Consider the following 24382-nt stretch of genomic DNA (forward strand, 5'->3'; position numbering starts at 1 on the left):
TGCTGAAATAAAGAATCTGATGAAGGAGTGAGTGACATGAACGTACCCACATTCCATCTCGATGGACAGACAGCACTGGTGACAGGTGCAGGGAGAGGGATCGGAAAAGCAATTGCGATTGGACTTGCCCAGTCAGGCAGTGACGTTATACTTGTATCCCGAACGATGAAAGAAATTGAGGAGACAGCAGCCTACATCTATGAACAGACAGGGCGTAAAGCGCTCGCTCTGACTGCGGATGTGACATCAAAAGAACAAATGGAAGAGACGTTTCAAGAGGCGATCTCGGAGATGGGTAGCCTGGACATTCTGGTGAATAACGCAGGTATGAACATACGGACACCAGCACTTGAAGTAACAGACGAGCAGTGGGAGACCATCATGCAGACAAACTTAAAATCGGCTTTCTTCGCTTCGCAATTAGCGGGACAGCATATGAAAGAACGTGGGACTGGGAAGATCATTAACATCTCTTCGGTAGGTGGGCATACGGCTTTGCGGACAGGGGTTGTATATGGTGCGACCAAAGCTGCATTAATTCATATGACCAAAGTTCTCGCACTGGAATGGGGCAAGTATGGAATCCGTGTCAATTCAGTAGGGCCATGGTATTTCCGAACACCTTTGACTGAAAAGTTGCTGGATGATCCCCATTATTTGCAGGAAATTGTAAGCCGTACACCGTTACAGCGAGTGGGAGAACTGGAAGAAGTGGTAGGGCCGGTTGTATTCCTGGCATCAGATGCAGCGGGATACATAACGGGTCAGACGTTATTGGTTGACGGTGGAATGTCCATTTATGGCTTTTAAATAAATGAAGTTGGTTGCAGTTTGGAAAAGTGGGTGGCATAACCAAATCATGGGTAATAACATAAGGGAAGTTGAAGTTAATCTGTATTTCTATTTATCTGTACCCAATTCACTGAACTTGGAGGAAGATAACCATGGAAACGCGCAAGTACGGTAATACTGGCATGAACGTAAGTACACTTGGATTTGGCGGAGCGGAAATAGGAAAAAATGTATCCAAAACGGATGTAGCAACATTGCTGAATAGTGCCCTGGATGCTGGATTAAACGTGATAGACACGGCTGAATGTTACGGTGACAGCGAGGAATTAATCGGCGAGGTGTTGTCACATCGGCGTGATGACTACTATTTGTTCACCAAATGTGGACATGCTGCTGGGATCGAAGGTCCGGATTGGGATGCCAAAGTACTGGAGCAAACGATTGACCGTAGTCTGAAAAGGCTGAAAACGGACTATGTGGATGTTATCCATTTGCATAGCTGCTCCGAAGAAGTACTCCGACAAGGAGCAGTGATCGAAGTGCTACAGCTTGCCAAGGAATCAGGTAGGACCAGGTTTATCGGATACAGTGGGGATACAACAGATGCGCTATATGCGATTCAGACCGGAGTATTTGACAGCCTGGAGACTTCATTAAATATCGCAGATCAGGAAGCAATTGATCTTACGTTGCCTGAGGCAAGAAAAAGAAACATGGGTGTCATCGCCAAAAGACCAATTGCCAATGCGGCCTGGACGTATGTTACACTTTCAGAAGAGGCTTATCCATTTATATACTGGAAGCGCTTAAGTGAACTGAACTATGGTTTTCTGGGTGAAGATGCCCAGGTAGCGGTGGAAACAGCACTGCGTTTTACGCTAAGTACCGAAGGTGTAGACACAGCTATTGTAGGAACAGCCAAGCCCAATCGCTGGCAGCAAAATGCTGATCTTGTGGCTAAAGGGCAACTCCCACAGGAATTGTATGATGAAATTAGAGCACGATGGAAAGAAATCGCCGGAGCAGATTGGACTGGCCGGACTTAAATCAGAAATATTAGCGAAGCCGCCATATGGCGGCTTTTTTATGAATAACATAAAATATTTTCAACATATGAAAAATTCACAACAACTTTCGGATCAGGGGCTGCGAAAAATTTTAGGGGATAATGTCTATACGTCAGCTTAGTTCAAAACGGGTGACAAAGGATGAAAGAGGAAAAATCCCAGGAAATATCCCTTCTTATAAGCGACTAAATTTATAAAAAACGACGAAGATATTGAGAAAATACGAAAAATGGGCAGTCCGCGTTCGAGATAATAGAAATAAAGACTTAATTTATAATATTTCAACATATGAAAAATTCACAATAGAAAGATCATTTTCTCACCTTAGTTACTATCGCTCATACAGCCACATTGACACACCCCAAGTTTAAAAGGGAAACCATTCTAAGCGATTGAAGTCAACCACTTTTTTTAGGGATAAAGATGCAGTGGATTATCGGAATAATCTGGTCGTGTTCTAATGATGTGCTCTTGAAAGGCCGATATAAATATGAGTAGATTGATCTACATAAGACAGGAGAGTGAAGATTAATGTTAAAAAAGAAGTGGCTAATAATGCCACTGATCGTTGTATCATTGTTTTTTTCCCAATCCTCATTTGCGGCAAATACATTTTCTGATGTGCAGGGCAAAAAATATGAATGGGCTGCTGAATCTATTGATTTGATGGTCAAAAAAGGCGTTATTAGCGGTTATAAGGATGGAAGTTTCAAGCCAGGCAACACGATAACCAAAGCAGAGTTTGTACATATGTTTCATAAGCTTTTCCCAGAAATTAATTATTCAGATGGAAAATCCTCAGAGTTTGTAGATGCACGTAAACATTGGGCAAACAAAGATTTTGCAGCTATATTCAATGGAGATTACGTGTGGAGTTTTTTTGAAGGTTTAGATGGGCAATACCCAGACTATAAATTTTCTATTAAACCTGATAAACCTTTAACTCGCTGGGATATTATGATGATCTCTTCTATTAGAACTAATTTCACCGATCAGACCCTTCACCCAGAAATTGAAGATGTAGTTTCTGCAGCTTCAAACTATAAGGATATTAAAGTTCGTCCTGCAAGTTACTATGATAATTTCTCGGTTAACTATCCGGTGATTTACATTGATCAGGATGAAGGAGAATACTATTATGATGGTGATTCTCAAGATTTTAAGGCAGAAGCGTTTTACACACTGACTAATATGGACATTATTACTGCGAATAACGGATACCTTCGTCCGAAAGATTTTGTGACACGTGCTGAAGCAGCAACCATTTTACATCGTCTGTACGAAGCAACACAAAATTAATTATTGATGCGAGTTTGATTAGATATACCCAATGGAAAAACCTCTCACAATATTTACATGTGGAAGGTTTTTCTTTTTTTGATTTGTATAATAAGAAGTTTTCCATATAACGGAGACAACAAATAATTACAAGTCAATACATCCGAAAAACATATTAATTATTATGTAAACTAATAATAATTCTTTTGGTAATACAGACATAAAACCTCCATGACCTGTAAATCGTAAGGGGATAAGGCAGAAGGAGGAGCTTCATGAAAAGTCAGCAACACCGTAAAAACGACGATGAAAAACTAAGTTGGTTCAGCCTATCCTTGTTTGGCGCGGGTTGCACACTGGGAACGGGATTTTTTCTGGGAACCAGTCTCGCGATTCATTGGGCCGGCATATCCGTACTTATATTGTTGGTACTGGCGGCGGCAGGTACTTACTTTGTATTTGGTGCGCTGGCACAGATGACGGCAGATGATCCAAAGGAAGGCGCTTTTCGAACGTATGCGGGCGAAGCATTCGGACCTTGGGCTGGTTTTGGTAGTGGATGGATGTACTGGTTCTCTGAAATGCTCATCATGGGCAGCTCATTAACGGCACTTGGGCTGTTCTCTCAATTCTGGTTTCCCAAGTTTCCGCTATGGGCATTTGTTGCGATCTATGCCGCTATAGGTCTGTTCATTGCTGCACTGGGAGCAAAGGGATTAACCAAAACGGAGAATATTCTTGCTGTAATCAAACTTGCTGCAACGGTTGCATTTATAGCTATAGCAGGAGCGGCTTGTCTGGGTTGGTTACCTGTAAAAGTAACACCAGAGCAATTGAAGAATGAATGGTTCCCGCATGGGGGTAAAGGGGTATGGACCGGTTTCATCTATGCATTCTTTGCTTTTGCCGGGATCGAGGTTATGGGCCTGATGGCAGCTAACCTGAAAGAGCCAAAAGATGCAGTGAAATCAGGTCGAGTGATGCTATTATCGGTGAGTACACTCTATGTGATTGCAATTGCGTTGATCCTGTTGCTTGTGCCTTCAGTTCAGTTAACTCCAGATGAAAGTCCGCTTGTCAAAGCCATGGCAACCATTGGATTCACTGTTGTGGTCCACATTCTCAACGGAATTCTGATTATAGCCGGATTCTCGACGATGGTGGCTTCGTTATATGCCATTACGTCCATGTTGGTGAAACTCGCAGAAGATGGAGATGCACCAAAACTGTTCACGAAGACCTGGGGAAAAAAGGACATGCCACTTCAGGCATTGTGTTGCACAGCGGCTGGATTAGTCCTGTCTACGTTGATGGCATTATGGATGCCCAAGAGTTTGTTTGAATATGTGACGACAGCAGGTAGTCTGGTATTAATGTATACATGGCTGCTCATCTGCATCACGTACATTAAAAAAATGAAGCCCGTGAAGTGGAATCGCATCAAAGTGTGGATTGCCATAGTATTAATTGTGGCTGCTGTGGCTGGGACAGCGATGGAAAAAGCCAGCAGAACGGGTCTGCTGGCAAGTGTGGGACTTTTGGTGTTCCTTGGGATCATCACGTATGTTGTTCATAAGGTACGTGGCTCGAAACCACCGCAGTCAGCACCATCCAAACCATAAGTACCTTTCAGCAACTTTCGTGGAGGTCGCACAACGGATTAATGAGTGCTTTAAGATTATTTCGTCAACTTGCCTAGGGCTTGCTTCATCCGCATGAATGGACATTTGGAAGGTGTCTGCTCATCATCAGGCAGGAAATACTGTTTCCATTCCAGATTATCCTGCTGACCATACCACATCAGCGAAGGGTGAGCAGGTACAGCATCATATGCAGCGAGACGTTTGCGAATTAAGGTTTTCATTTTACGGCCAAGAGGGGTGTTGTCATTAATGGATTCGAATACCCACCGTGGTTGAAAAGCAAACATGAGATAAGGAAAATGCCGGCTGGCTCGGAGTTCATGTGCAGGAGTTGCACAAAAACAAAAGTAAGGCTCTCCGCCAAAGCAAAACTCCCATGATGAATCATGAGGATCGGTTGAAATATGTTCCGGCCACGGCTCGGTATCGTGTGAACTTACCCGATTAAGCATTTGCCAGAATAACGTCTGATATTGTTCTACCGTTGTATGATCTTTCAGATCACTTGGTGTCTCACAGATCACGACCATCGAAGCGTAATGACCGGTGTCTCTGGAGACAGGACCATATTGTCTAAGCAGATCGGCCATATCTTCGGCAGCATGTTCAGATCGGGGGTCACACGTAAATCCGTACCTCAAATGTCCTGACAGAAATCCCATTCGTCCAGGTACACATGGATACGTATTATCTTCGTCGGCGATCATTTTACCAAATTGCGAATAAGCGTCCTGCTGCCAAGATGGAAGACGCTCAAACAAGGTGTTTATTTCGTCGGCACTATACAGCTCCGCCATTGATTCCCAACTCCATTCCACATGATACCGTTACAGTATTAATGTGGGGGAAGTTGGGTGACTGTCCAGCCTGATTTTGTTGTCAGAAAAATATGGAACGTACAGCTTCGTACCCAAAATACAAACCAAATCCGATCAGGCAGATTCCCGAAATGATAGAGATCCAGCGCAATACATTCTCACTGCTATGTTTGTGGAATCGACTGGCCATGCCAGCCATAATGACATCCCACACCAGAATACCAATGAATATGCCTGAACTGTAGAGCAGCAAATGAGCGGTATCCGTATGTTTCACAGTTGTCGCGAGAATAGAGCCATAGATCCCAAGCCAAAATAAAATATTCAGTGGATTGGACAGGGCCATCAAAAATCCGGATATAAATGATTTTCGAACAGTTGCTTCCGCAGTAGATGTACCCTGAATGCCTTGCTTTAGCTTCGAGAGCGTTTCCACTCCCGTGTAAATCAGAATAAAACTGCCAAATGACCAGAGAAAAGAGCGCATGAACGGCGTGTCCAGAAAATGGGCAACTCCAAAATAAATCAGCAGCATATACACCAAATCTGCAAACATAGCTCCGAGTCCTAGAATCCAGGCATGCATGAATCCGTGGCGGGCTCCACGGTCGAGTTGGGCGGCGTTAATCGGACCGATTGGAGCGGACAATGATATTCCCAAGATAATATAACTGAACAGTACAGACATAAACACGTTCACTCCTTAACGGGTTCGATGAATTGTACCAGTTGTCACAGAAAATGGGTACAAGTCATCGTATTCCCGCAAGGAGTGAATTAGAACAAACTACTTTTATCTCATACTGTGTCAAGGCCTTTTCATTCTGTTAAAGTTCCACATCCAATTGAATAGGGGTGCAGTTATATCCGTTGCATGAGCTTTCTTCACAAGGACAGGCGGAGAGCCCAATTGTGAGATCCATTAATGCCTCCATCTCGACATAATCACCTGCACGAGAGTCGGGAGCTACAACATCAATCTTGCCTTCACTGTCTACAACGGACTTCATAAACAGGTTAAACGGATAGTGTTGGTCTGGTGGTAGAATCCCAAAGGGTTCCAGTGCCGTGTTCAGATTGTGATAACAACTGGCATGATCCTTTTTGTCGTATAACACCTCATACATCTCTGGGCGACAAGCGGAGTTGAAGAAATCATGTACCCCAACGGTGTCACGGACAATCTTGAGTAAAGGTTGATACTGATTGGAATACACAAACTGTCCCGGTTTAATTCGATAAGTACGCAATACGTCCATTGTCACGCCGGGGTCCAAGCGATGGTTAGCATCTGTAGCATCATATGCCACAAAATCAATGACTTGCTGTCCCTCCAGATCCGTTATGCGTAGTAAAGAACCCTTGTTTACTTTCAAGGCATATCCCGTTTTGGCTGGGATACGATAAGACTGTTTATGGCGCTGATTTGTATTCATCTGTTACATTCCTCCGCTACTGTTTGCTTTCAGTATGCGGAACAGATGATGCTTTCATGCACTTTTATGGCGATGCACTCTGTACTCAGGCAGGAACATCCAATGGTAAATTTAACACACCACATAATACGTCTTTATGCTGGAAATAGTGGATTACCTCTCATCCCGATCCAGAGGTCTGATTGTTCAAGCTGTCCAGCCAGGTGTAATAACCAATCTTCGCGTCCCTTGGTTGCCATCACTTGAACGCCCATTGGCAACCCTTCAGGTGTCATATGCAGAGGTACACTTATCGCAGGCTGACCTGTCAGATTTGCAAGCTGGGTGAACGGTGTATACGTAAGACTTGGCTCAAACATTTCATAAATGAGTTGCTGCTGCTGGGTCTTGTCCAATTCACTAATTCGCATCAGATTACGGATCTGTTCGTCATGAGGTGTTAATTCACCAATCTTAGGCGCAGGAAAAGCATTAACAGGTGTGACGTAGAAGTCATAACGCTCGAACAAAGTGGACATCTGGGCTGCAGCTACATCCCATTCAGCTAAGCTATGTACAAATTCCGCAGCGGACACCTTTTTGCCTGCTTCAGCCAGAACCCAAGATTCAATCTCCATATCATCGGAGGTCAGAGCCCGGCCCATGGAGCGTTCCATAGAAGAGATCATCGCAGCCATCTCACCACTGTTCATCATGTAATAGTTCTCCATCAACCGAACTCCATTGACTGGACTCAGTTTTTCCTCAACATGATGACCTTGATCTTCCAACCAGCGAACGAGCTTGTATACAGACTCTTTGGCTTCTGCGCTGACAGGTGTTCCCACGGGTGAATCCGTTGTGTATGCAATTTTCAGTTTGCGTTGATGTGGATAGCTCATATCAGCCAAGTAACTGCCTGGAAAGAGTGGAGCATGGAACGCAGCTTCGGGCTGAATGACTTGTAACGTATCAAGCAATGCAGCACTGTCCCGAACCGAGCGAGAGAGGGCAAAATCAATCGATGCGCCTTGCCATTGACGACCAACTCCCGGTCCTACAGGTGTGCGCCCGCGGGTTGGCTTTAACCCAAACAATCCGCTAAAGGAAGCCGGGATACGAATCGAACCTCCTCCGTCACTGGCTCCGGCAAGAGGAACAATACCCGAAGCTACAGCAGCAGCGGCACCACCACTTGAACCACCCGGGGAGTGATTGATATTCCATGGATTGCGAGTGGGACCATGAAGACGGGGCTCGGTAATATTTTTCAAACCAAATTCAGGCGTATTGGTATGTCCTATGAAGATAAAGCCTGCATCACGGAGTCGAGTGACAAAATTGGAATTGCGTAATGACCGATGCTCGCTGAACAAACGTGAGCCTGAAGTCAGAAATTCACCTTCCAAGGATTGCGAGATATCTTTCAGGAGCAGGGGAACACCGGCAAAAGGTTGTTCTCCAGGTCGAACCAAACCGGCTTCCTCCCGTGCACGAGATTCATATGTACGAATAACCGCATTAAGTTGCGGATTCACTTCTTCAAGGCGTGCAAACGCCGCTTCAAGCATTTCAACCGGGGATACTTCCCGGGATCGGATCAGTTCAGCCAAACCTACGGCGTCGTAGGAGGTATATGAGAATGAAGACATTATGATCGTTCCTCTCTGAATATAATTCATCTGTTTATTCCATATGTCATCGTACCACCGGATTAGACAAAAGACAAAAGATAGAAGAGAAGTAGTGCGATGATATGCATACTCGTTATGAGGTTGGAGGAAAAAGAGGGGGATTTGCATATGCGATATAGAAATAAAGCACAGGGTTAATAGCTCATTTTGCTAATTGAGAAAATGATCGAGTAATAATCGAGTAATGGCAATAAAATAAAACCACTGCTCATCTAATTTGATGTGCAATGGTTTTATTTTACATTTATATTAACTATTTGTTTATATGTGAACCTCAGATATATCCACTTACTCTGTACGCAGCTTCGGTGCAGCATCGGCCCCAGTTGATGATCTTTCCTGCTGTCTGGAAATGGCGAAGAGGGCCACCCAGATCAGGATAAAACCAAGAAGCTGCTCCCATGTAATCAGTGTACGGAAAGCAATCCAGTTCACCAACACACCAGCCATCGGGAAGCTAAGTTCTGCGAGTGTTGCAACAGAGGCTTTGGTTGACGACAGACCTTTGTAATACAACAGAAGACTGAGCAAACCTGGTAACAATGCCTGACCGAGAATGTTGAGGATGACAGCAGTCTGTTCACCCGTTCCGGACGGGAACGTCCATGCCGCACCTTCGTTCCACGTCATAAAGATCAGGAGCGGGAGAGCAACGACAAAGCGCAGGGAGGTGACGGTTTCGTAACGCGCCTGACCCAGCATCAATCGTCCCATAACGGTTGAACCTCCCCATAGGGCAGCAGCCCCAAGGGATAACAAGCTTCCAGCATGAATCCAGTTGTCCCAGTTACCTAATGGCAATGTGAATCCAAATGTAAGCAGGTACGTTCCTGCTAATGCAATGAAGAACAATCCACCGAAGCGGCGAGGCAACGTTTCTTTTAATAACAGTTTAGCCAGCACGATAGCGAAGAGTGGTTGCATTTTTTGCAATAACAGCACCGTATTCGGATCGTTATGTGTAAGCGCCATGGTGAACAATACCGTTGCGAGTGCTGATCCTCCCCATGAGATAAAAATCACGGCAATCCAGTGGCGAGCGCGCAGGTTTTTCAGATCAGCCCGAAATTTCCACAGTACGGGAATGGCAATAAGACTGACGATGATATGTTCCACCAGTACAATCTGCGTGGATGTCATCGTATTTAGCAAAATAATGCGGAAGAGGGGGTCGACACCCCATAAGGCGGCGCCGAGAACTACAAGCCAGAATCCGGTATTACTTCGTTCCTTGCGGTAAACAGGTGATGCTGCTGATGTCTTTTCCATATTCAGGACTCCTTCGTCAGAACACGGAATCTTCAGTTGGCAAAATCGACAAAAGCCCCCGTTTTGGTATATACCAAATAAACGGGGGCTCATCCAAGGACATGCGTCAGGAAAGAGGCCTTCCCGTGAACGGCATGTCAATGTGTTGATCTTCTCTCATCCGGACTGTACCGTCGGCCTTGGATTCACACCAAGTCAGTCGCTAGATGTCCTTCGTTAAGAACAAATAGCGAGTCGCGGGCTGGTTCCGAAGAACATCACCGCCGGTTGGGAATTGCACCCTACCCCGAAGATCCTATTCAATTATATAGTGTGTTGAACAAGCTGTAACATTAATAAGTTCATCTTATTCCTGTAAGCGCTAGCAGTTCAAGCATTTTTTTTAGAAAACGATTTTCCAGCTTCCTTGCTGTCTGCGAAGGAGCACGATCTGACCTGCGTGATACGCATCATGGAGTACCCAGCGAGCTAGTTCGTGTGCCCATTTCTCTTCGGAATCCATATATGCGGCTTCAAGATCTGACTCTTGTAGTGCAGCCAATTGATCTCGCAACTGCTGGGCTAATCGAGTTGTACCCTGCATCAGTGTATTCCAACTAGCTGCGTCCGTTGCATCTCCAGGATTCCCAAATGTGTATTCATTGGAGTCTACAGCAGGAAGGGTAGGCTCCTTACCTTGCATGCGACATAATAAGCGATGGTTGTAATAATACATATGGTTAACCAACTGCCAGATGCTTAATCCTCCTGAGGGTGGAATCCAGGCTGCTTGTTCTGCTGTAAGACCCTCCAAGGATTTCGACAAAGGTACAATCCAATTACATTGATCCCAAGTATCATCCTTTTGAATAAGTAACACATCTAGTGCTGTTGTTTTTGTCATTGCCTTTTCCTCCTTGCGTATAATTGTGATAGGTGATGTAACTAGCTAAAACTGATTAATAAGGTTACACTCAATATAACACATCAAAGACGAGTTGTAACCTTCTTTGTTTACTTAGATGGTTACATAAACGGAGGTATATATGGACAGATTATGGACCGATTTTGTAAACAGCGATTATCACGATTGGCGTGGGGGAGATCGATCGGAGGACAGACTTGGGAAGGCGAACTGGCAGCAAGATTTTCTGGAACGATGGCAACTTAACGCTTCTGTCCCTGCATCTCCAGAAGAGGAGTTGTCGATGAGAAATTTCAGGAATGAATTGATAGCTCTTGGAGCCCGCTTATCTTCTGGAGCATCATTAACGGATATAGAAAAACAATGGTTGAACGGCGTTATGGAAGCAGGGCATGTGAGAAGAACATTGACTACAATTGATCAGGAACTGAAACTCCAACTGGTAGCTGTAGAAGCACATTGGAGTCAGGTTATGGCTGAGGTAGCTGCTGACTTTGCTTTGACTTTGGTAGAGGGAGAAGGCGGCAGGATCCGGATCTGTGATAATTCGGATTGTCGCTGGATGTTCTATGATGATACCCGAAGCAGAACACAGAAGTACTGTGATGATAAGATGTGTGGCAATCTGATGAAGGTCAGAAGATTTCGGGCGAAACGTAAATCCCAAAATTGATAAATACTAACAATAACTATATAATGTATATATACTAGCGAAAAAATAGTCAGAAGCAGTACGGATTCGTAAGCAGGATGTGATCGTCTTTCAAACCAAAATAGATGGGGGATGTTTCTTGTGCGGACAAGTTATCTGTTGAAAAATGGCTGTGTGTTGTCGATGGATGCTAAAATTGGACAGTATAAGAGGGCGGACGTTTTGATTCAGGATTCACTGATCATGGCTATTCAGCCCGACCTGGATATTCCGGATGCGGAGATCATTGATGCTTCATCGATGATTATTATGCCTGGGCTGGTGGACACACATCGGCATATGTGGGAATCACTTGTCAAAACAGCGGGAACCAACTGGTCGTTACCAGTTTATTTGCAAAATCTCTATTATGGTGCGATGGGAAGCAAGCTCCGCCCACAAGATAGTTATATTGCCAACCTGCTCGGTTCCTTGGAAGCGCTTAACGCAGGAGTGACGACAGTAATGGATTGGAGCATGCCATATTCCCCTGACCATACGGATGAACTGATTCGTGGACTTCAGGATGCTGGCATTCGGGCGGTATTTGCTCACGGAGTACCTGGTGAGACGGACTACTGGAATCGGGATAGTCAACTCACGTATTCGAATAATGATGTGAGAAGAGTCAAAGAACGTTATTTTTCATCACGGGATCAATTGCTTACTTATGGGCTTGCCATTCGTGGTCCGGAGTTCAGTCATTGGGATACAACCGTGAAAGAGATCGAGCTAGCACAAGAACTGGATGCGATCTGTTCCATGCATGCCGGATTTGGCAGTTGGGGATCTGTGGATCGCTCGATCAGTCACTTGTACGAAGCGGGACTCTTAAGTCCACGGGTGAATATCGTTCATGGTAACACCATGGGCATGGATGAATACAAAATGCTGGCAGATAGCGGAGCTTCCTTGTCGGTCACACCTGAGGTTGAAATGATGATGGGGCATGGATATCCAGCCACCGGCTATTTTCTTGAACATGGGGGAACCCCTACACTTGGTGTAGATGTGGTGACGTCCACAGGCGGAGATATGTTCTCGCAGATGAAGTTTGCACTTCAAGCTGAACGATCCAGAGCCAATGAACAACTTTTGCAGCAGGGTGAGATGCCTGGTGAGTTGAACTTGCAGTCCAGCCAAGTGCTGAGATTTGCAACTTCAGCTGGTGCCCAAGCATTGGGATTAGAACAGAAGGTCGGTACGTTGACCCCAGGGAAAGAAGCGGATCTGATCATGATTCGTACCACCGATTTGAATATGTTCCCCGTTCATGATCCAATCGGCGCTGTTGTGCAATTTGCCAATCCATCCAACGTGGATACGGTCTTTGTGGCAGGTAGACTCGTGAAGCGAGAGGGTAAGCTGTTGAATGTTGATCTGGATGCGATTCGTCATGCGGCGATGCAGAGCAAAGATTATTTGTTAACCCAATACAGGATGTCAGATGCAGAGAGAATTGCTTTCTCATAATTTACTTTTTCATAAAAACCTGAAATGAAGTCAGTTCGTATTTTTATATACACTTCTACCTATAGTAAAAAATAAAGGGCCGCATAATGATATGTGGCTCTTTGACATGCCTTCATATCGTGGAATTAGACAGGATAAGGTAGGAAGATACAGCGGAAAAAGACGAAAAGAGCTCTCTTTTTCTTAACTTCAGATAACAAGGTACCAGAGATGTTTTTCGCAGAAAATTATGCTCATAAAAACTGCGCATAATATAAATTATACGCAGTTTTGTTTTAAATCCATTTTCATATTCAACCACGTGCAACAGATCATGATAAATTTCGCGGAAAAAGAACAAAATAAGTGATCTTCAAAAATAAATTTAACCAAGCAACGCGATAACGTGTAGAATTCGATAGGTTTTTATAGGTGATCGATAAGATAGAACAAATGACTTTTTCATAGAACAGATGGGAAGCCATCCAATCGCTGCTACATCCATAGCACATTCAAGATTCATGACGAGAGGAACATAACTATGCGTGAGAACAAACAACGATCTTCATTATTTCGCAAAAAACCAATTGCCTCGGAGGGCGATAACAGCAGTGCATTGAAAAGGGCGCTCGGTCCGTTGGACTTAACCACACTTGGGGTAGGTGCCATTATCGGCACAGGGATTTTTGTGTTGACTGGTGTAGCTGCCGCAACGTATGCCGGCCCGGGACTTGTACTGTCATTTTTACTGGCAGGTATCATATGTGCATTCGCGGCATTATGTTACTCGGAATTTGCCTCAAGCATACCGGCCTCGGGCAGTGCGTTCACCTATAGCTATACGGCTTTTGGAGAGGTGATTGCCTGGATTCTGGGATGGGATCTGATATTGGAGTATGGTTTTGCGAGTGCGGCGGTAGCCAGTGGATGGTCTGGATACTTTCAAACGTTGTTGTCCGGATTCGGGCTGGAGTTACCCCATGCGCTAACGAGTGCGTTTATCCCGGAAAAGGGAACCTATTTTGACATCACAGCTGCGGTCATTACGTTAATTATCACTTTTCTGCTTACCCGAGGGGTGAAGGAAGCGGCTCGTGCGAACGGCATTATGGTAGCGATTAAAATTATCGTGGTGTTGATCTTCATTGGTGTAGGTGTTTTCTATGTAGAGCCAACCAACTGGCAGCCATTTTTGCCTTTTGGTATCTCGGGTGTAACTGCAGGGGCAGCGACGGTATTTTTTGCCTACATCGGATTTGATGCGGTCTCTACAGCGGCAGAAGAAGTTAAGCAGCCACAACGGGATTTGCCGATTGGAATTATTGCGTCACTGGCAATCTGTACGGTTCTCTACATTGTTGTATCGTTGATCCTCACAGGGATTGTGCCTTATAACATGTTGAATGTAAGTGATCCGGTTGCGTTTGCATTTGAATATGTCCAACTGAAGGGATTGTCCTGGATTGTATCTCTTGGAGCGATTGCCGGCATTACGACCGTATTGCTGGTTATGATGTATGGTCAGACACGTCTGCTCTATTCCATGTCTCGTGACGGACTGCTGTCACCGGTCTTCTCCAAGGTCAGTGGCAAAAGTCAGACACCAGCGGTAGGGACATGGGTTGCGGGCATTATCGTGGCTCTGTTCTCCGGGTTCATCTCGCTGGGACATTTGGCGGAGCTTACGAACATCGGAACGTTGTTTGCTTTTGCAGTTGTAAGTCTGGGCATTATCGTGTTGCGTAAAAATAACCCGGATCTCAAACGCGGATTCCGCGTTCCACTTGTGCCACTGATTCCGATTCTGAGTGCATTGGGTTGTGTATACTTGATGACACGCCTTGCGGCGCTGACATGGATTACGTTTTTTGCTTGGTTGATCATCGGATTGATCATCTACTTTGCGTATGGACGTCATTACAGTCATCTGAATCCGGCACGCCGGATCTCGAGTGCTTTCAGAGCGAAGGATAAATAGATTAGTCGAGAACATCTTTAACCGAGAATATCTTCATTTTTCCTCATTTCGTATCGCTTAGGCGAAGCGGGATGGGGATTTTTTTATATAGAAAGATAAAGGATGATAACAGCAGGGGAAGGTTGGAATTTTCTTCATATATGGGTAAGTAATTAGGGACGTGACGAACTTAATCACGGGGTCGGGGTTGCGGCTAAGCCAAATATGAAATATATTTGGGGATGTGATATGCCATCAGACATAAGAGAGGGGATGTATCATGAACACACCATTACATACGAGTTCAAATCATCAAAACGCAGCTTTTGGATTTGCATTAGCTGACTCATCTGTACTTGCAGAGGCACAATTAATTGTTTCACAATCAGGAGGTGCAGGTGACCTACAGTTAGATATTGATCCGCAGCGTCTTCTGAAGGATGGACGTAAGGTATCTGTCATTGCACAACAGTTGGATTCACCGGTCAATCGTCAGGATGCCAATATCATCTATGGTCAGGAGCTGGCATACGTGCAGTATGCTGTTAACCTGAAACCGGATAGTTCAATCTCCATTGCATCTATTGAAGGCGTTGAACAGTCTGTTAATCTTGGTTGGGAAGCATTTCAAGAGGGGGAATACGAACTTCGAATCTCCCTGCATATGAAAACACCTCGTATTGCTGAAGGTACACTCGAACCTGAACAACTTGCAATGGTTAAGTATGCGCAAGTTATCACCGTATATATATCGCTTTTCCCGGCAGATGCAGCGTCGTTGAGTTCACCATCTCAAGCTGTGTGGAGCAGAAACCATCATGTGTTTGACTCCTACGGGAGAGGAGGATTTATTCTCGCTGACCTGCCTCGACTCGCTGAACGCGTAGAGGCACTGATGGGACCGGGTAACCATAATCTGATCGAGCAATTTGCCGAAGGGAATCTGTCAGATACGTTGCTGGAAGAGGGGCTGATGGCAATTGCCTGGGGCGTGACTCCGTGGTGTTATTCACTCTATTCTGCACCAGATGAGCAGTCTGCTCGAATACTCGCCGTGGACAAGCTGGGCGATGAACCTGAACGGCAAGGGATCTACCATCTCGATCCGTCCATTCAACAATTAAGTATCGTACCTGCGAATGAGCTAGCTTACTGGCCTGCCTGCGTTCAGAACGATTGGCCTGTCATTGATGTGGCGGGTGAAGGCGAGACGTTGCACATGGATTTGTATACTCAGATCTGCGAATCCGTGAATGGGCTGCACGAGAATCCATTGCCATCGTTTGTACTTACTCGCAGTCAAGGCAAACCTGAAACGATCATTCCACTGATTGATGTTGTCATTGTGGATGAAGCCTAGGGGCTCTGTTCAGCTTAAGAAGGTTGTTCTGTCATCGCAGTGCCCGTGTAAATAATCTTAGTCAATTTATAAAGAACCGAATTGAGGTGACGTAGACAGATGATGACCGAGGAGATTCAGGAGCAATATGCGGACGAGCTAGAAGCTTTTCACATATGGATGAAGGACGCCGGATATACAGGCCATACAGTAAAATCATACACGGGTGACGTGGTGGAATTCCTGGTCTCCATTCAAGGAAAGTCACTGGAGCAGGTCAAAAAGCTGCATGTGTTGTCTTTTCTGTCCCGCGCGCGGGAGCGCGGGGTTAGTGATGCCACGAGAAATCGCAAACATGCGGCGGTGAACTGTTTTTACAAGTCCCTCATTGAACTCGAATTGTTAACCAATAATCCCGCGTTTGGGATCAAAAAATCCAAAACCGAGAAAAACCGTGCGCCCGTTTTCCTTGATGAAAATGGGCTGACACGTTTTCTGGAGTCGGTAGAAGGCAAGTATCGCACACGTAATCTGGCTGTTTTTCTACTGATGGGATATATGGGATTACGGGTTGGAGAAGTACATGCGTTGGATTGCAAAGACTATAATGCGGAGCGGCGTACATTGGATGTATTTGGTAAAGGTCGGAAATGGCGCTCGCTTCCTGTACCGGAGACTGTGGCAAAAGTATTATCTCAAGCGATGGCTGAGCGTCTCGATCCTTGGCGGCCAAAAGAGGAAGCGTTATTTGTCTCGCAGAAAGGGAAGCGACTGTCGATTCGCAGCATCCAGCTCATATCTACGGAAACCTTTGAACGCTTCCAGCAGGAATCACCAGCCAATCAACGTCAAAACTACTCCAGTCATAAGCTGCGTCACTCGTTCGCGACCATGATGTTACGGCGTGGAGCCGACTTGCGTACGGTACAGGAACTGCTTGGTCATGCATCGATTCAAACAACAACCGTGTACACACACGTCACCAGTAGGGAGAAAGAAGAGGCTATGGCTCTGCTGGACGTAAAACTTCCGACATATTAGAAGAAAAAAGCCAATATTTAATCCGAAAAGTAGTCTGTCCAAGTGACGAGCTTTTTTGGTTATTGATTTGGATGGTGGATATTTAAACATAATTAATATTATGTAAACTAATATCTGAAATCTAAAATAGGCCTATAATAGAAATCAAACAAAAGAACCATTCGCCTCTTCTCTTTAGAAGAAACAAATGGCCTTTTTGGCTAAGACAGATATCTTAATATACAACTTTTAACGTGCTGAATCGTTCACGATATGAATGATTGCGGGATTGAATTACTCGAGTCCAGCGATCTGTTCTTTTAATTTGTTAGCAGAAGCCTGGAAAGCCACTTTTTCGGTTTCATTCAACGGAAGAGGCAGAATTTCGCGCACACCGTTGCGATCGACAACACATGGAACACCCAGATAAACATCCGATACACCATTGTAATCTTCAAGGTACGTGGATACGTTCAGAACGGAGCCTTCGTTGCCGAGAATTGCAGCTACAATGCGGTCCAGAGCAAGGGCGATTGCATAGGAAGTCGCTCCTTTGGCATTAATAATCTCATACGCTGCATTTTTGGTACGGTCGAAGATATCCTGTTGTGTTTCTTCATCCAATTCCAGATCTGTTCCTGCAACGTTAGCCAGGCTCCATACCGGTACTTCGGAATCTCCATGCTCACCAATAATGTGTGCGTGAATACTACGCGGGTCGATCCCTTTATTCTTACCAATCAGGTAACGGAAACGTGCGCTATCGAGCAATGTACCTGAACCGATGACACGGGAGGCAGGCCATCCACTTTGTTTCCATGAAGTATAGGACAAAATATCTACAGGATTGGTTGCAATCAGTAAAATACCATGAGAATTCACTTCAGTAATACGCTCAATAATATCTTTGAAAATGCTTGCATTTTTCTTCAGCAGATCAATCCGGGTTTCGCCCGGTTTCTGGGAAGCACCCGCTGTAATAATAATGATATCTGCATCTTTGCAGTCGGAATAATCGCCAGCCCATACTTTCACGCCTCCCGTAAATGGAAGACCGTGGTTCATATCCAGCATTTCGCCGGTTGCTTTATCATGATTCACATCCACAAATACCAACTCGGACGAACGCTGTCTCAACATTAGCGTGTATCCCGTTGTTGTTCCCACCGCACCCATGCCTACAATCACGACACGACTTGGTTTCAGAGCTGCACTATTTGTCATGTTCAATATCCTCTCCTTTTTGGGTTATACTCCCATCCATATTAAGGGATTAGAGAATATAAAGCGAGTGTTGTCTATAAAATAGTTCACATTTCATGTCTTTTTACCAATTATTCCGTCGAAAAACAGTTTAGGATGAAATTAATGGTAATAAATGTGCGACCTATAGCCCAGAGTATGAGCTGGAAAAAGGGAGCGGCCGACCATGAGTGGGCAATGAGCCTTTTACATAAGGTTTGTGGTAGAATAGGAGCAGTGGATTCTGATGAATCGTAAATAAAACGCCATAGGACAGACATGCGCGCCTGTATATTGGATGAGAGAGGTGGAACCCACTTGCGTTCGCAATGGATTAAAATCGCGCAGACAGCATTACTGTCTATAGGTATAGCAGCTGTATTGGCTGCATGCACCGACTCAGATCAACCTCCGGTAGCAGAACCTCCGCAGCAGCAGGAGGACACCGGGAATACAGGGCAGACATTAACTGTCGTTCCCCCTGTGAATAGTACAGAATCTGCAGACATGGCCAAGTACCAGATACAGACCCGTTTGACCGATTTTCAGTTGCTCAATGACAACGGAGGATTGGCGTGGGGGGTGACGCGGAATGCGCTGCGCCTGTACTACACTCAGGATCAGGGAAAGACCTGGACCAATATTTCACCTTCGGAAAATGTACAATTTCCGGCTAACCCTAAATATGGACAAAGCATTTATTTTGTAGATCGTGCGCACGGTTGGATTGTTCGTGAAGGTATGGGTGGAACAGATACCATGGTGCTTCGCACCAACAATGGGGGCGTAACTTGGAGCCTGTCTTCTCTGTCCAAGACGGATAAAGTGACTGCGATCTCATTTGTATCTCCTGAGAAAGGCTGGATTCTCACCACGGTCGATACCGCTATTGGTAAACAGGACAAGAAACTTTACTTTACCGAGGACGGTGGAATTACCTGGAATCGGATGTCTTCCAGTGATGAAGATGGCAAACAGGAAGCAGAAGAGATTTCCAAACGTGGATACACCACGGGCATGACTTTCTCGGATCCAAAACACGGTTTCTTAACAGCGCTGGAGTTCGGCACACCGAAGTTGTATGTAACATCAGACGGCGGAGAGAACTGGAATACTGGACCATCCTTCTTTGATCGAAACAAATTCAACGGGTGTGGTAATTTCAGTGTTAGTTCACCAGAATTTTTTGGACGTGAAGCGCAATCAGCCTGGATGTCAATGTCCTGTTCTCAAGGCGAGAGCACGACATTTAATGGATTCTTTACCACCGATGGAGGAAAGAGCTGGAAGCTGTCCAATTTCACTTTAAACAAACAAACGGGTCCGAATCGTAACCTTTCACCAGTATTTCTGAACGCATCGGAAGGTTGGGCGATGCAAAAGGGCATAACCTACCACACCAAGGATGCGGGCAAAACGTGGAGCGCTCTTCCTGCAAGCAGTGTACTGGAGAAAATTCTCGAAGACTATCCGGAGATTGTGAAGATGCAGATGGTTACCCCCAAGCTTGGCTGGATATTGGTTGAAAATACAGATGCCAAAAGATCGTTGTTATTGCAAACGGTAGATGGCGGTGTACATTGGAAAGTACTTTAAACGTAGAGTGTTATCGATGTGAATAGATAGGAGAAAGGAGAGGAGCCTACGGGTTCCTTTTCTTTTTTTGCTTAGTTTGTGAAATAAATCACAAATAAATCCACTAGAAGGTGATATATTTAACTCAACAAGAGAAGGAGTGATGAAGATGAGAACCAACGGTCAAACTCAAATCACGCAGGCGGATGAATTAACCAGATATATGCTTCAATTATGTTACACATGTGACGATGCCAATCGTTGTACAACAGAGGAAGCAGTGAAGGCTTGCATGGCAGAACACGCACAGGCAGACCAGCCCGAACCAGCCGAAGGTGGAGATGTAACTCGCGGGTATATGGATCTAATGTATGCTTAGTTATCAAAACTGATCAAAGAAGGCTGATATATCAACGTTTTGCCTCTGAAGTGCACCCCTTAGAATAGACATTGGAAAACCCCTTGGGTTTAGCCGATGAAATTCTAGGGGGTGTATTTTTTATGGCGATTAAGGGACAAAAGTTTAAAACGTATTCAGAGAAGATAAAAAATGAGACTATTCGTCTGCTTACGGTTGAGGGGTAGACTTATCGAAAGATTAATGAACATCTGGGGATTCATTACCCAGGACGAATGAAGCGCTGGATGCGAAAATATCGGGAACAAGGTGAGTTTGGACTGATGGATCAGCGAGGTCGACGTAAAGAATACTTGGATCAAGAACGCTATGTACAGAAACTGAAACGGGAGAATGAGTGCTAAAAAAGGCTTGGTAATCTGGAAGGAGGAAGCAAATATATAATACAAACAAGCGTTCTCATTGGAGGGGTGAACATGCTAGTGAAATATTTAGGTTGGTTAGTTGAAATCATTTACGAGGATCAAAGCGGAAAGAAGATAGATGCCGTGACCATGCCTTTTTTATTGTAATAGATTAGAGAGTAGCAAGACTAATAGGGGGAATGGTAGATGGCAGATTCAGACTGTAATCAAAACGCTTCCGGTCTTTGTTCAGAGGCAGAAGGGAATACAACCACCGCAAGCGGGTTTGCTTCTCATGCGGAAGGATATCAGACTACAGCCAGTGCATCAGCAGCCCATGCGGAAGGATATCAAAGTAATGCCAGCATGGATTCAGCCCATGCGGAAGGAAGCCACACAAGCGCTTCCGGAGCCGCATCTCACGCCGAAGGGTATATGACACTGGCTACGATTGATGCGGCCCATGCAGAAGGGGCTTATACGACAGCATCCGGTTATGAGGCTCACGCCGAAGGGTACCTTTCCGTCTCTTCGGGCCACGCTGCCCATGCAGAAGGAGCCCGAACCGTTGCATCTGGGTACGGAGCCCATGCGGAGGGTGCTGATTCAGACGCCAGTGGAAATGCTTCTCACGCTGAAGGAGTAGGGGCGGCGGCTGTCGGTGATGCATCTCATGCTGAAGGTACGAATACAACGGCATCTGGGGCAGGCGCACATGCCGAAGGACAGTTTACAGTAGCCAGTGGAGATGCTTCTCATGCAGAGGGATTTCAAACAACGGCAAGTGGGTTATATGCTCATGCGGAAGGAGCATTTTATGCTACAGCATCCGGTTTAGCATCTCATGCCGAAGGAACCGGTACAATAGCTTCCAACACTGGTTCACACGCTGAAGGTTTAGGTAGTGTGGCTTCAGCAACGTACTCCCATGCCGAAGGAGTTTATACAAAAGCTTCCGGTGATTTTTCACATGCTGAAGGTTATTATACTACTGCTTCCGGTATAGTATCTCATGCAGAGGGCGAAGGAACACTAGCTAGCGGTGTTTATTCCCATGCAAGAGGTCAGGAAACGAGATCAACTGCTACAGCTTCAAGCTCAGAAGGCGCCTTTACTCAGGCTAATGCAAATTATTCACATGCTGAAGGGAATTTTACTAACGTTCTTTCCGATCATGTTAACTCCCATATAATGGGTAGATATGGCCAAACGTTATATCCTGGTTCATGGCATTTAGCCAATGGTACAGGTCCTGGTTATGGATTAGCCGCTGTACTCCAAGGCTCAACCGGCAATCTATATATTGATGGAACCGTTATGTCGCCTGCTGCCGATTATGCCGAAATGTTTGAGACGATAGATGGGCAGCCGATTGAACCGGGATATTTCGTAACAACGGTTGGTGAAAAAGTTAGGAAAGCAACAAACACAGATGACTATGTTGCAGGTATTGTCAGTGCGAGACCATCATTTATAGGGGGAGCCAGCCACCTAAATTGGATGGGCAAATATGAAACAGACGAATGGGGCAAGATCCAATACGAAGACAGAGTAGTTCCGGAGCAGAAGGATGAGCGGGGAGAGGTTATAGTACCAGCTTATACAATCAACAGTGCTGTTATTAGCGCCTCTTATGACCATTCACGCGAGTACGTCTCCCGCATAGATCGAATGGAATGGGTAGCCATAGGAATGATGGGGAAGCTCCTTGTGAGGGATGATGGAACCTGTCAAGTGGATGGTTACTGCCGACCTAATGATGAAGGAATTGCAACTGCTGCTGCAGAAGGGTTCCGAGTATTAGCAAGAACAGGAGCCAATCAGATTAAAGTCCTTGTCAAATAAACGGAGCTTGAAACGATTTTAAATAGCTATAGGTCCAATCTTTCAAAAGTTGGGCTTTTTTGTATTCTGGGATCGTCACGCTAAATCAGCTTGTATAACTACAAACGTATGTGAGCGAAAATTATAGTAAGATGGATTTAATGTATGCTTAGGCTAATCATTCACGGAGAACGCTCCTGCGGGAGGGTTCTTTTTGATTTGGAGAGAAATGTATACGCTTTAAATTCACTTCGCAAATATTGCAGCATGGGTTATTATAGAAACAATTAAGGTAAATGTCTCAAAATGTGGATTTTTTTAATTGACTTTATCTGAAAGAGAAAGGGCATGAGATAGTAGAAAGGATGAAACCATGAATATTCAGAATCTCCCAATTGAAATAAAAGAACATATAGGGGAAGTCCAGAAAATCACTTTTCCTAAGCAAGGTCATACTTCTACTGTGGCTATTCTGGATACATTCGACCAGAAGTACATCATCAAGAAAACAGAAAACGATCTTTATAATGAATGGTTATCCGATGAATATAAGGTGCTCCAATACCTTTACCATACGGGACTCCCTGTTCCAAAGGTGTATTCATTCCATACTGAGGACACATCGAGATGGCTTCTGATGGATTATATTGATGGAATAAGTTTAAGAGAATTTCTCTCTAAGATGCCTGACCTCCAAAGTAAAGAAAAAGCGATTTTTAACTTTGGGCTTTGTTTAAAGAAAATACATGAATGCTCTTGTCCTGTTGAGTTATTGAACAATAACACTCCTTGGTTAGATACAATGCTTAACAAAGCAGAATATAATCTAACTCACTTTGCTGTAGACGGATCAGAAGAACTACTTCAACAGTTGAAATAAGGAAGACCAAAACCAATAGAGAACACTTTCATTCATGGAGATTTTACTATTGATAATGTGCTAGTTAATGATTGCAAGATTGTTGGAGTTATTGACTGGGCAGGAGCAGCTTATGGCGATCCAAGATATGATGTAGCATTAGCCATTAGACCGAAACAGAACGCGTTTGATAATGAAAGAGATAGAGAAATATTTTATAAAGGGTATGGAAAGTTAAGAATAACGGATGAAGAATATAATTATTTTGAAGATGGGATATATAACTTCTTTTAGTCTGGCTATAAATTGTTCTTCAAACGTATATTAATCTCTCTAGAAGGAGTCGAATAAATGAGCCCTCCAAAACATATCTTATCTGCCGCTGCAATCGTGATAAACGAACAAAATGAATTATTACTTATTAGAGGACCACGAAGAGGATGGGAAATGCCAGGCGGTCAAGTAGAAGAAGGAGAATCCCTAAGTCAAGCTGCGATCAGAGAAACGAAAGAGGAGTCTGGAATCGACATTGAAATCATCAAATTCTGTGGAATATTTCAGAATATCGAAAATTCAATATGTAACACATTATTTCTAGCAAGACCAATAGGAGGAGAATTAATCACATCATCGGAGAGTTTAGAGTCTGGTTTCTTTCCGATCGATGAAGCCATTTTAAAAGTCGAATGGAAAAACTTCAGAGAAAGAATAGAGTATTGTTTAGAACCTGAGATGCAACCTTTTTGCATTGAATTCAGTGATGAAAATAATATTTAAAAGT

Annotated in this window: 20 protein-coding genes, 1 pseudogene and 1 riboswitch; of the genes and pseudogenes, 14 read left to right on the forward strand and 7 right to left on the reverse strand. The window is 44.6% G+C overall.

Annotated features, from left to right (window positions below):
- Positions 1-36: 36 nt before the first annotated feature.
- From C170_RS20600 to C170_RS20615, 4 genes are all read left to right on the forward strand, one after another.
- Positions 37-810: an SDR family NAD(P)-dependent oxidoreductase gene (locus C170_RS20600; protein ID WP_036613702.1), complete on the forward strand. Its 774-nt coding sequence runs from the start codon at positions 37-39 to the stop codon at positions 808-810.
- Between the two features lie 134 nt (positions 811-944).
- A complete protein-coding gene (locus tag C170_RS20605) occupies positions 945-1838 on the forward strand; it encodes an aldo/keto reductase (protein ID WP_036613704.1) in 894 nt (297 codons plus the stop codon).
- 552 nt (positions 1839-2390) lie between these two features.
- On the forward strand, positions 2391-3158 hold the full coding sequence (locus tag C170_RS20610; protein WP_036613706.1) for an S-layer homology domain-containing protein: 768 nt from the start codon (positions 2391-2393) through the stop codon (positions 3156-3158).
- Positions 3159-3412: 254 nt separating this feature from the next.
- Positions 3413-4759 carry an amino acid permease gene (locus tag C170_RS20615; RefSeq protein WP_036613708.1) on the forward strand — a complete coding sequence of 449 codons (1347 nt, stop codon included), beginning with the start codon at positions 3413-3415 and terminating at the stop codon, positions 4757-4759.
- A gap of 56 nt (positions 4760-4815) precedes the next feature.
- Here the strand turns inward: C170_RS20615 and C170_RS20620 are convergent, their stop codons facing one another.
- The 6 genes from C170_RS20620 to C170_RS20645 form a co-directional block, all read right to left on the reverse strand.
- Entirely contained in the window at positions 4816-5577 is a 762-nt protein-coding gene (locus C170_RS20620; protein WP_036613709.1) for a YqcI/YcgG family protein, read from the reverse strand.
- 82 nt (positions 5578-5659) lie between these two features.
- Positions 5660-6286, reverse strand: coding sequence for a LysE family translocator (locus C170_RS20625; protein ID WP_017688112.1), 627 nt, complete (start codon positions 6284-6286; stop codon positions 5660-5662).
- Between the two features lie 139 nt (positions 6287-6425).
- The gene (locus C170_RS20630; protein ID WP_036613711.1) at positions 6426-7034 is read right to left on the reverse strand and encodes a DUF1989 domain-containing protein; all 609 of its coding nucleotides are present in this window, start codon (positions 7032-7034) and stop codon (positions 6426-6428) included.
- Between the two features lie 134 nt (positions 7035-7168).
- Complete coding sequence (locus tag C170_RS20635; RefSeq protein ID WP_036613714.1) at positions 7169-8665, reverse strand: amidase; 1497 nt, start codon at positions 8663-8665, stop codon at positions 7169-7171.
- Between the two features lie 330 nt (positions 8666-8995).
- Positions 8996-9976, reverse strand: a complete 981-nt coding sequence (locus C170_RS20640; protein WP_036613716.1) for a DMT family transporter — start codon at positions 9974-9976, stop codon at positions 8996-8998.
- A gap of 144 nt (positions 9977-10120) precedes the next feature.
- Positions 10121-10274, reverse strand: a riboswitch (FMN riboswitch).
- Between the two features lie 84 nt (positions 10275-10358).
- Positions 10359-10859: a DinB family protein gene (locus C170_RS20645; protein ID WP_036613718.1), complete on the reverse strand. Its 501-nt coding sequence runs from the start codon at positions 10857-10859 to the stop codon at positions 10359-10361.
- A 142-nt stretch (positions 10860-11001) separates the two neighbouring features.
- Here C170_RS20645 and C170_RS20650 point away from each other — a divergent pair, with 142 nt between their 5' ends.
- The 5 genes from C170_RS20650 to C170_RS20670 all read left to right on the forward strand — a co-directional run bounded on the left by C170_RS20650 (position 11002) and on the right by C170_RS20670 (position 17360).
- Positions 11002-11553, forward strand: coding sequence for a CGNR zinc finger domain-containing protein (locus tag C170_RS20650; RefSeq protein WP_036613719.1), 552 nt, complete (start codon positions 11002-11004; stop codon positions 11551-11553).
- Between the two features lie 111 nt (positions 11554-11664).
- Entirely contained in the window at positions 11665-13044 is a 1380-nt protein-coding gene (locus C170_RS20655; protein ID WP_036613721.1) for an amidohydrolase family protein, read from the forward strand.
- A 520-nt stretch (positions 13045-13564) separates the two neighbouring features.
- A complete protein-coding gene (locus C170_RS20660; protein WP_036613723.1) occupies positions 13565-15001 on the forward strand; it encodes an amino acid permease in 1437 nt (478 codons plus the stop codon).
- 259 nt (positions 15002-15260) lie between these two features.
- Positions 15261-16340, forward strand: coding sequence for a hypothetical protein (locus tag C170_RS20665; RefSeq protein ID WP_036613725.1), 1080 nt, complete (start codon positions 15261-15263; stop codon positions 16338-16340).
- 99 nt (positions 16341-16439) lie between these two features.
- Positions 16440-17360 (forward strand): tyrosine-type recombinase/integrase, encoded by a 921-nt coding sequence (locus C170_RS20670; protein WP_036613727.1) that lies wholly within the window; start codon positions 16440-16442, stop codon positions 17358-17360.
- A gap of 273 nt (positions 17361-17633) precedes the next feature.
- Here the strand turns inward: C170_RS20670 and C170_RS20675 are convergent, their stop codons facing one another.
- Entirely contained in the window at positions 17634-18563 is a 930-nt protein-coding gene (locus C170_RS20675; RefSeq protein WP_036613729.1) for an L-lactate dehydrogenase, read from the reverse strand.
- Between the two features lie 336 nt (positions 18564-18899).
- Here C170_RS20675 and C170_RS20680 point away from each other — a divergent pair, with 336 nt between their 5' ends.
- From C170_RS20680 to C170_RS20705, 5 genes and pseudogenes are all read left to right on the forward strand, one after another.
- Entirely contained in the window at positions 18900-20177 is a 1278-nt protein-coding gene (locus C170_RS20680; RefSeq protein ID WP_036613731.1) for a WD40/YVTN/BNR-like repeat-containing protein, read from the forward strand.
- A 148-nt stretch (positions 20178-20325) separates the two neighbouring features.
- The gene (locus C170_RS20685) at positions 20326-20535 is read left to right on the forward strand and encodes a hypothetical protein (RefSeq protein ID WP_051447324.1); all 210 of its coding nucleotides are present in this window, start codon (positions 20326-20328) and stop codon (positions 20533-20535) included.
- A gap of 590 nt (positions 20536-21125) precedes the next feature.
- Positions 21126-22763, forward strand: coding sequence for a peptidase G2 autoproteolytic cleavage domain-containing protein (locus C170_RS20695; protein WP_051447325.1), 1638 nt, complete (start codon positions 21126-21128; stop codon positions 22761-22763).
- A gap of 352 nt (positions 22764-23115) precedes the next feature.
- Positions 23116-23895 (forward strand): annotated as a pseudogene (locus C170_RS20700) (phosphotransferase).
- 57 nt (positions 23896-23952) lie between these two features.
- Positions 23953-24378 carry an NUDIX hydrolase gene (locus tag C170_RS20705; protein ID WP_036613733.1) on the forward strand — a complete coding sequence of 142 codons (426 nt, stop codon included), beginning with the start codon at positions 23953-23955 and terminating at the stop codon, positions 24376-24378.
- The last annotated feature ends 4 nt before the right edge of the window (positions 24379-24382 follow it).

It is taken from the genome of Paenibacillus sp. FSL H7-689, from assembly GCF_000517905.1.
Taxonomy (GTDB): Bacteria; Bacillota; Bacilli; order Paenibacillales; family Paenibacillaceae; genus Paenibacillus; species Paenibacillus amylolyticus.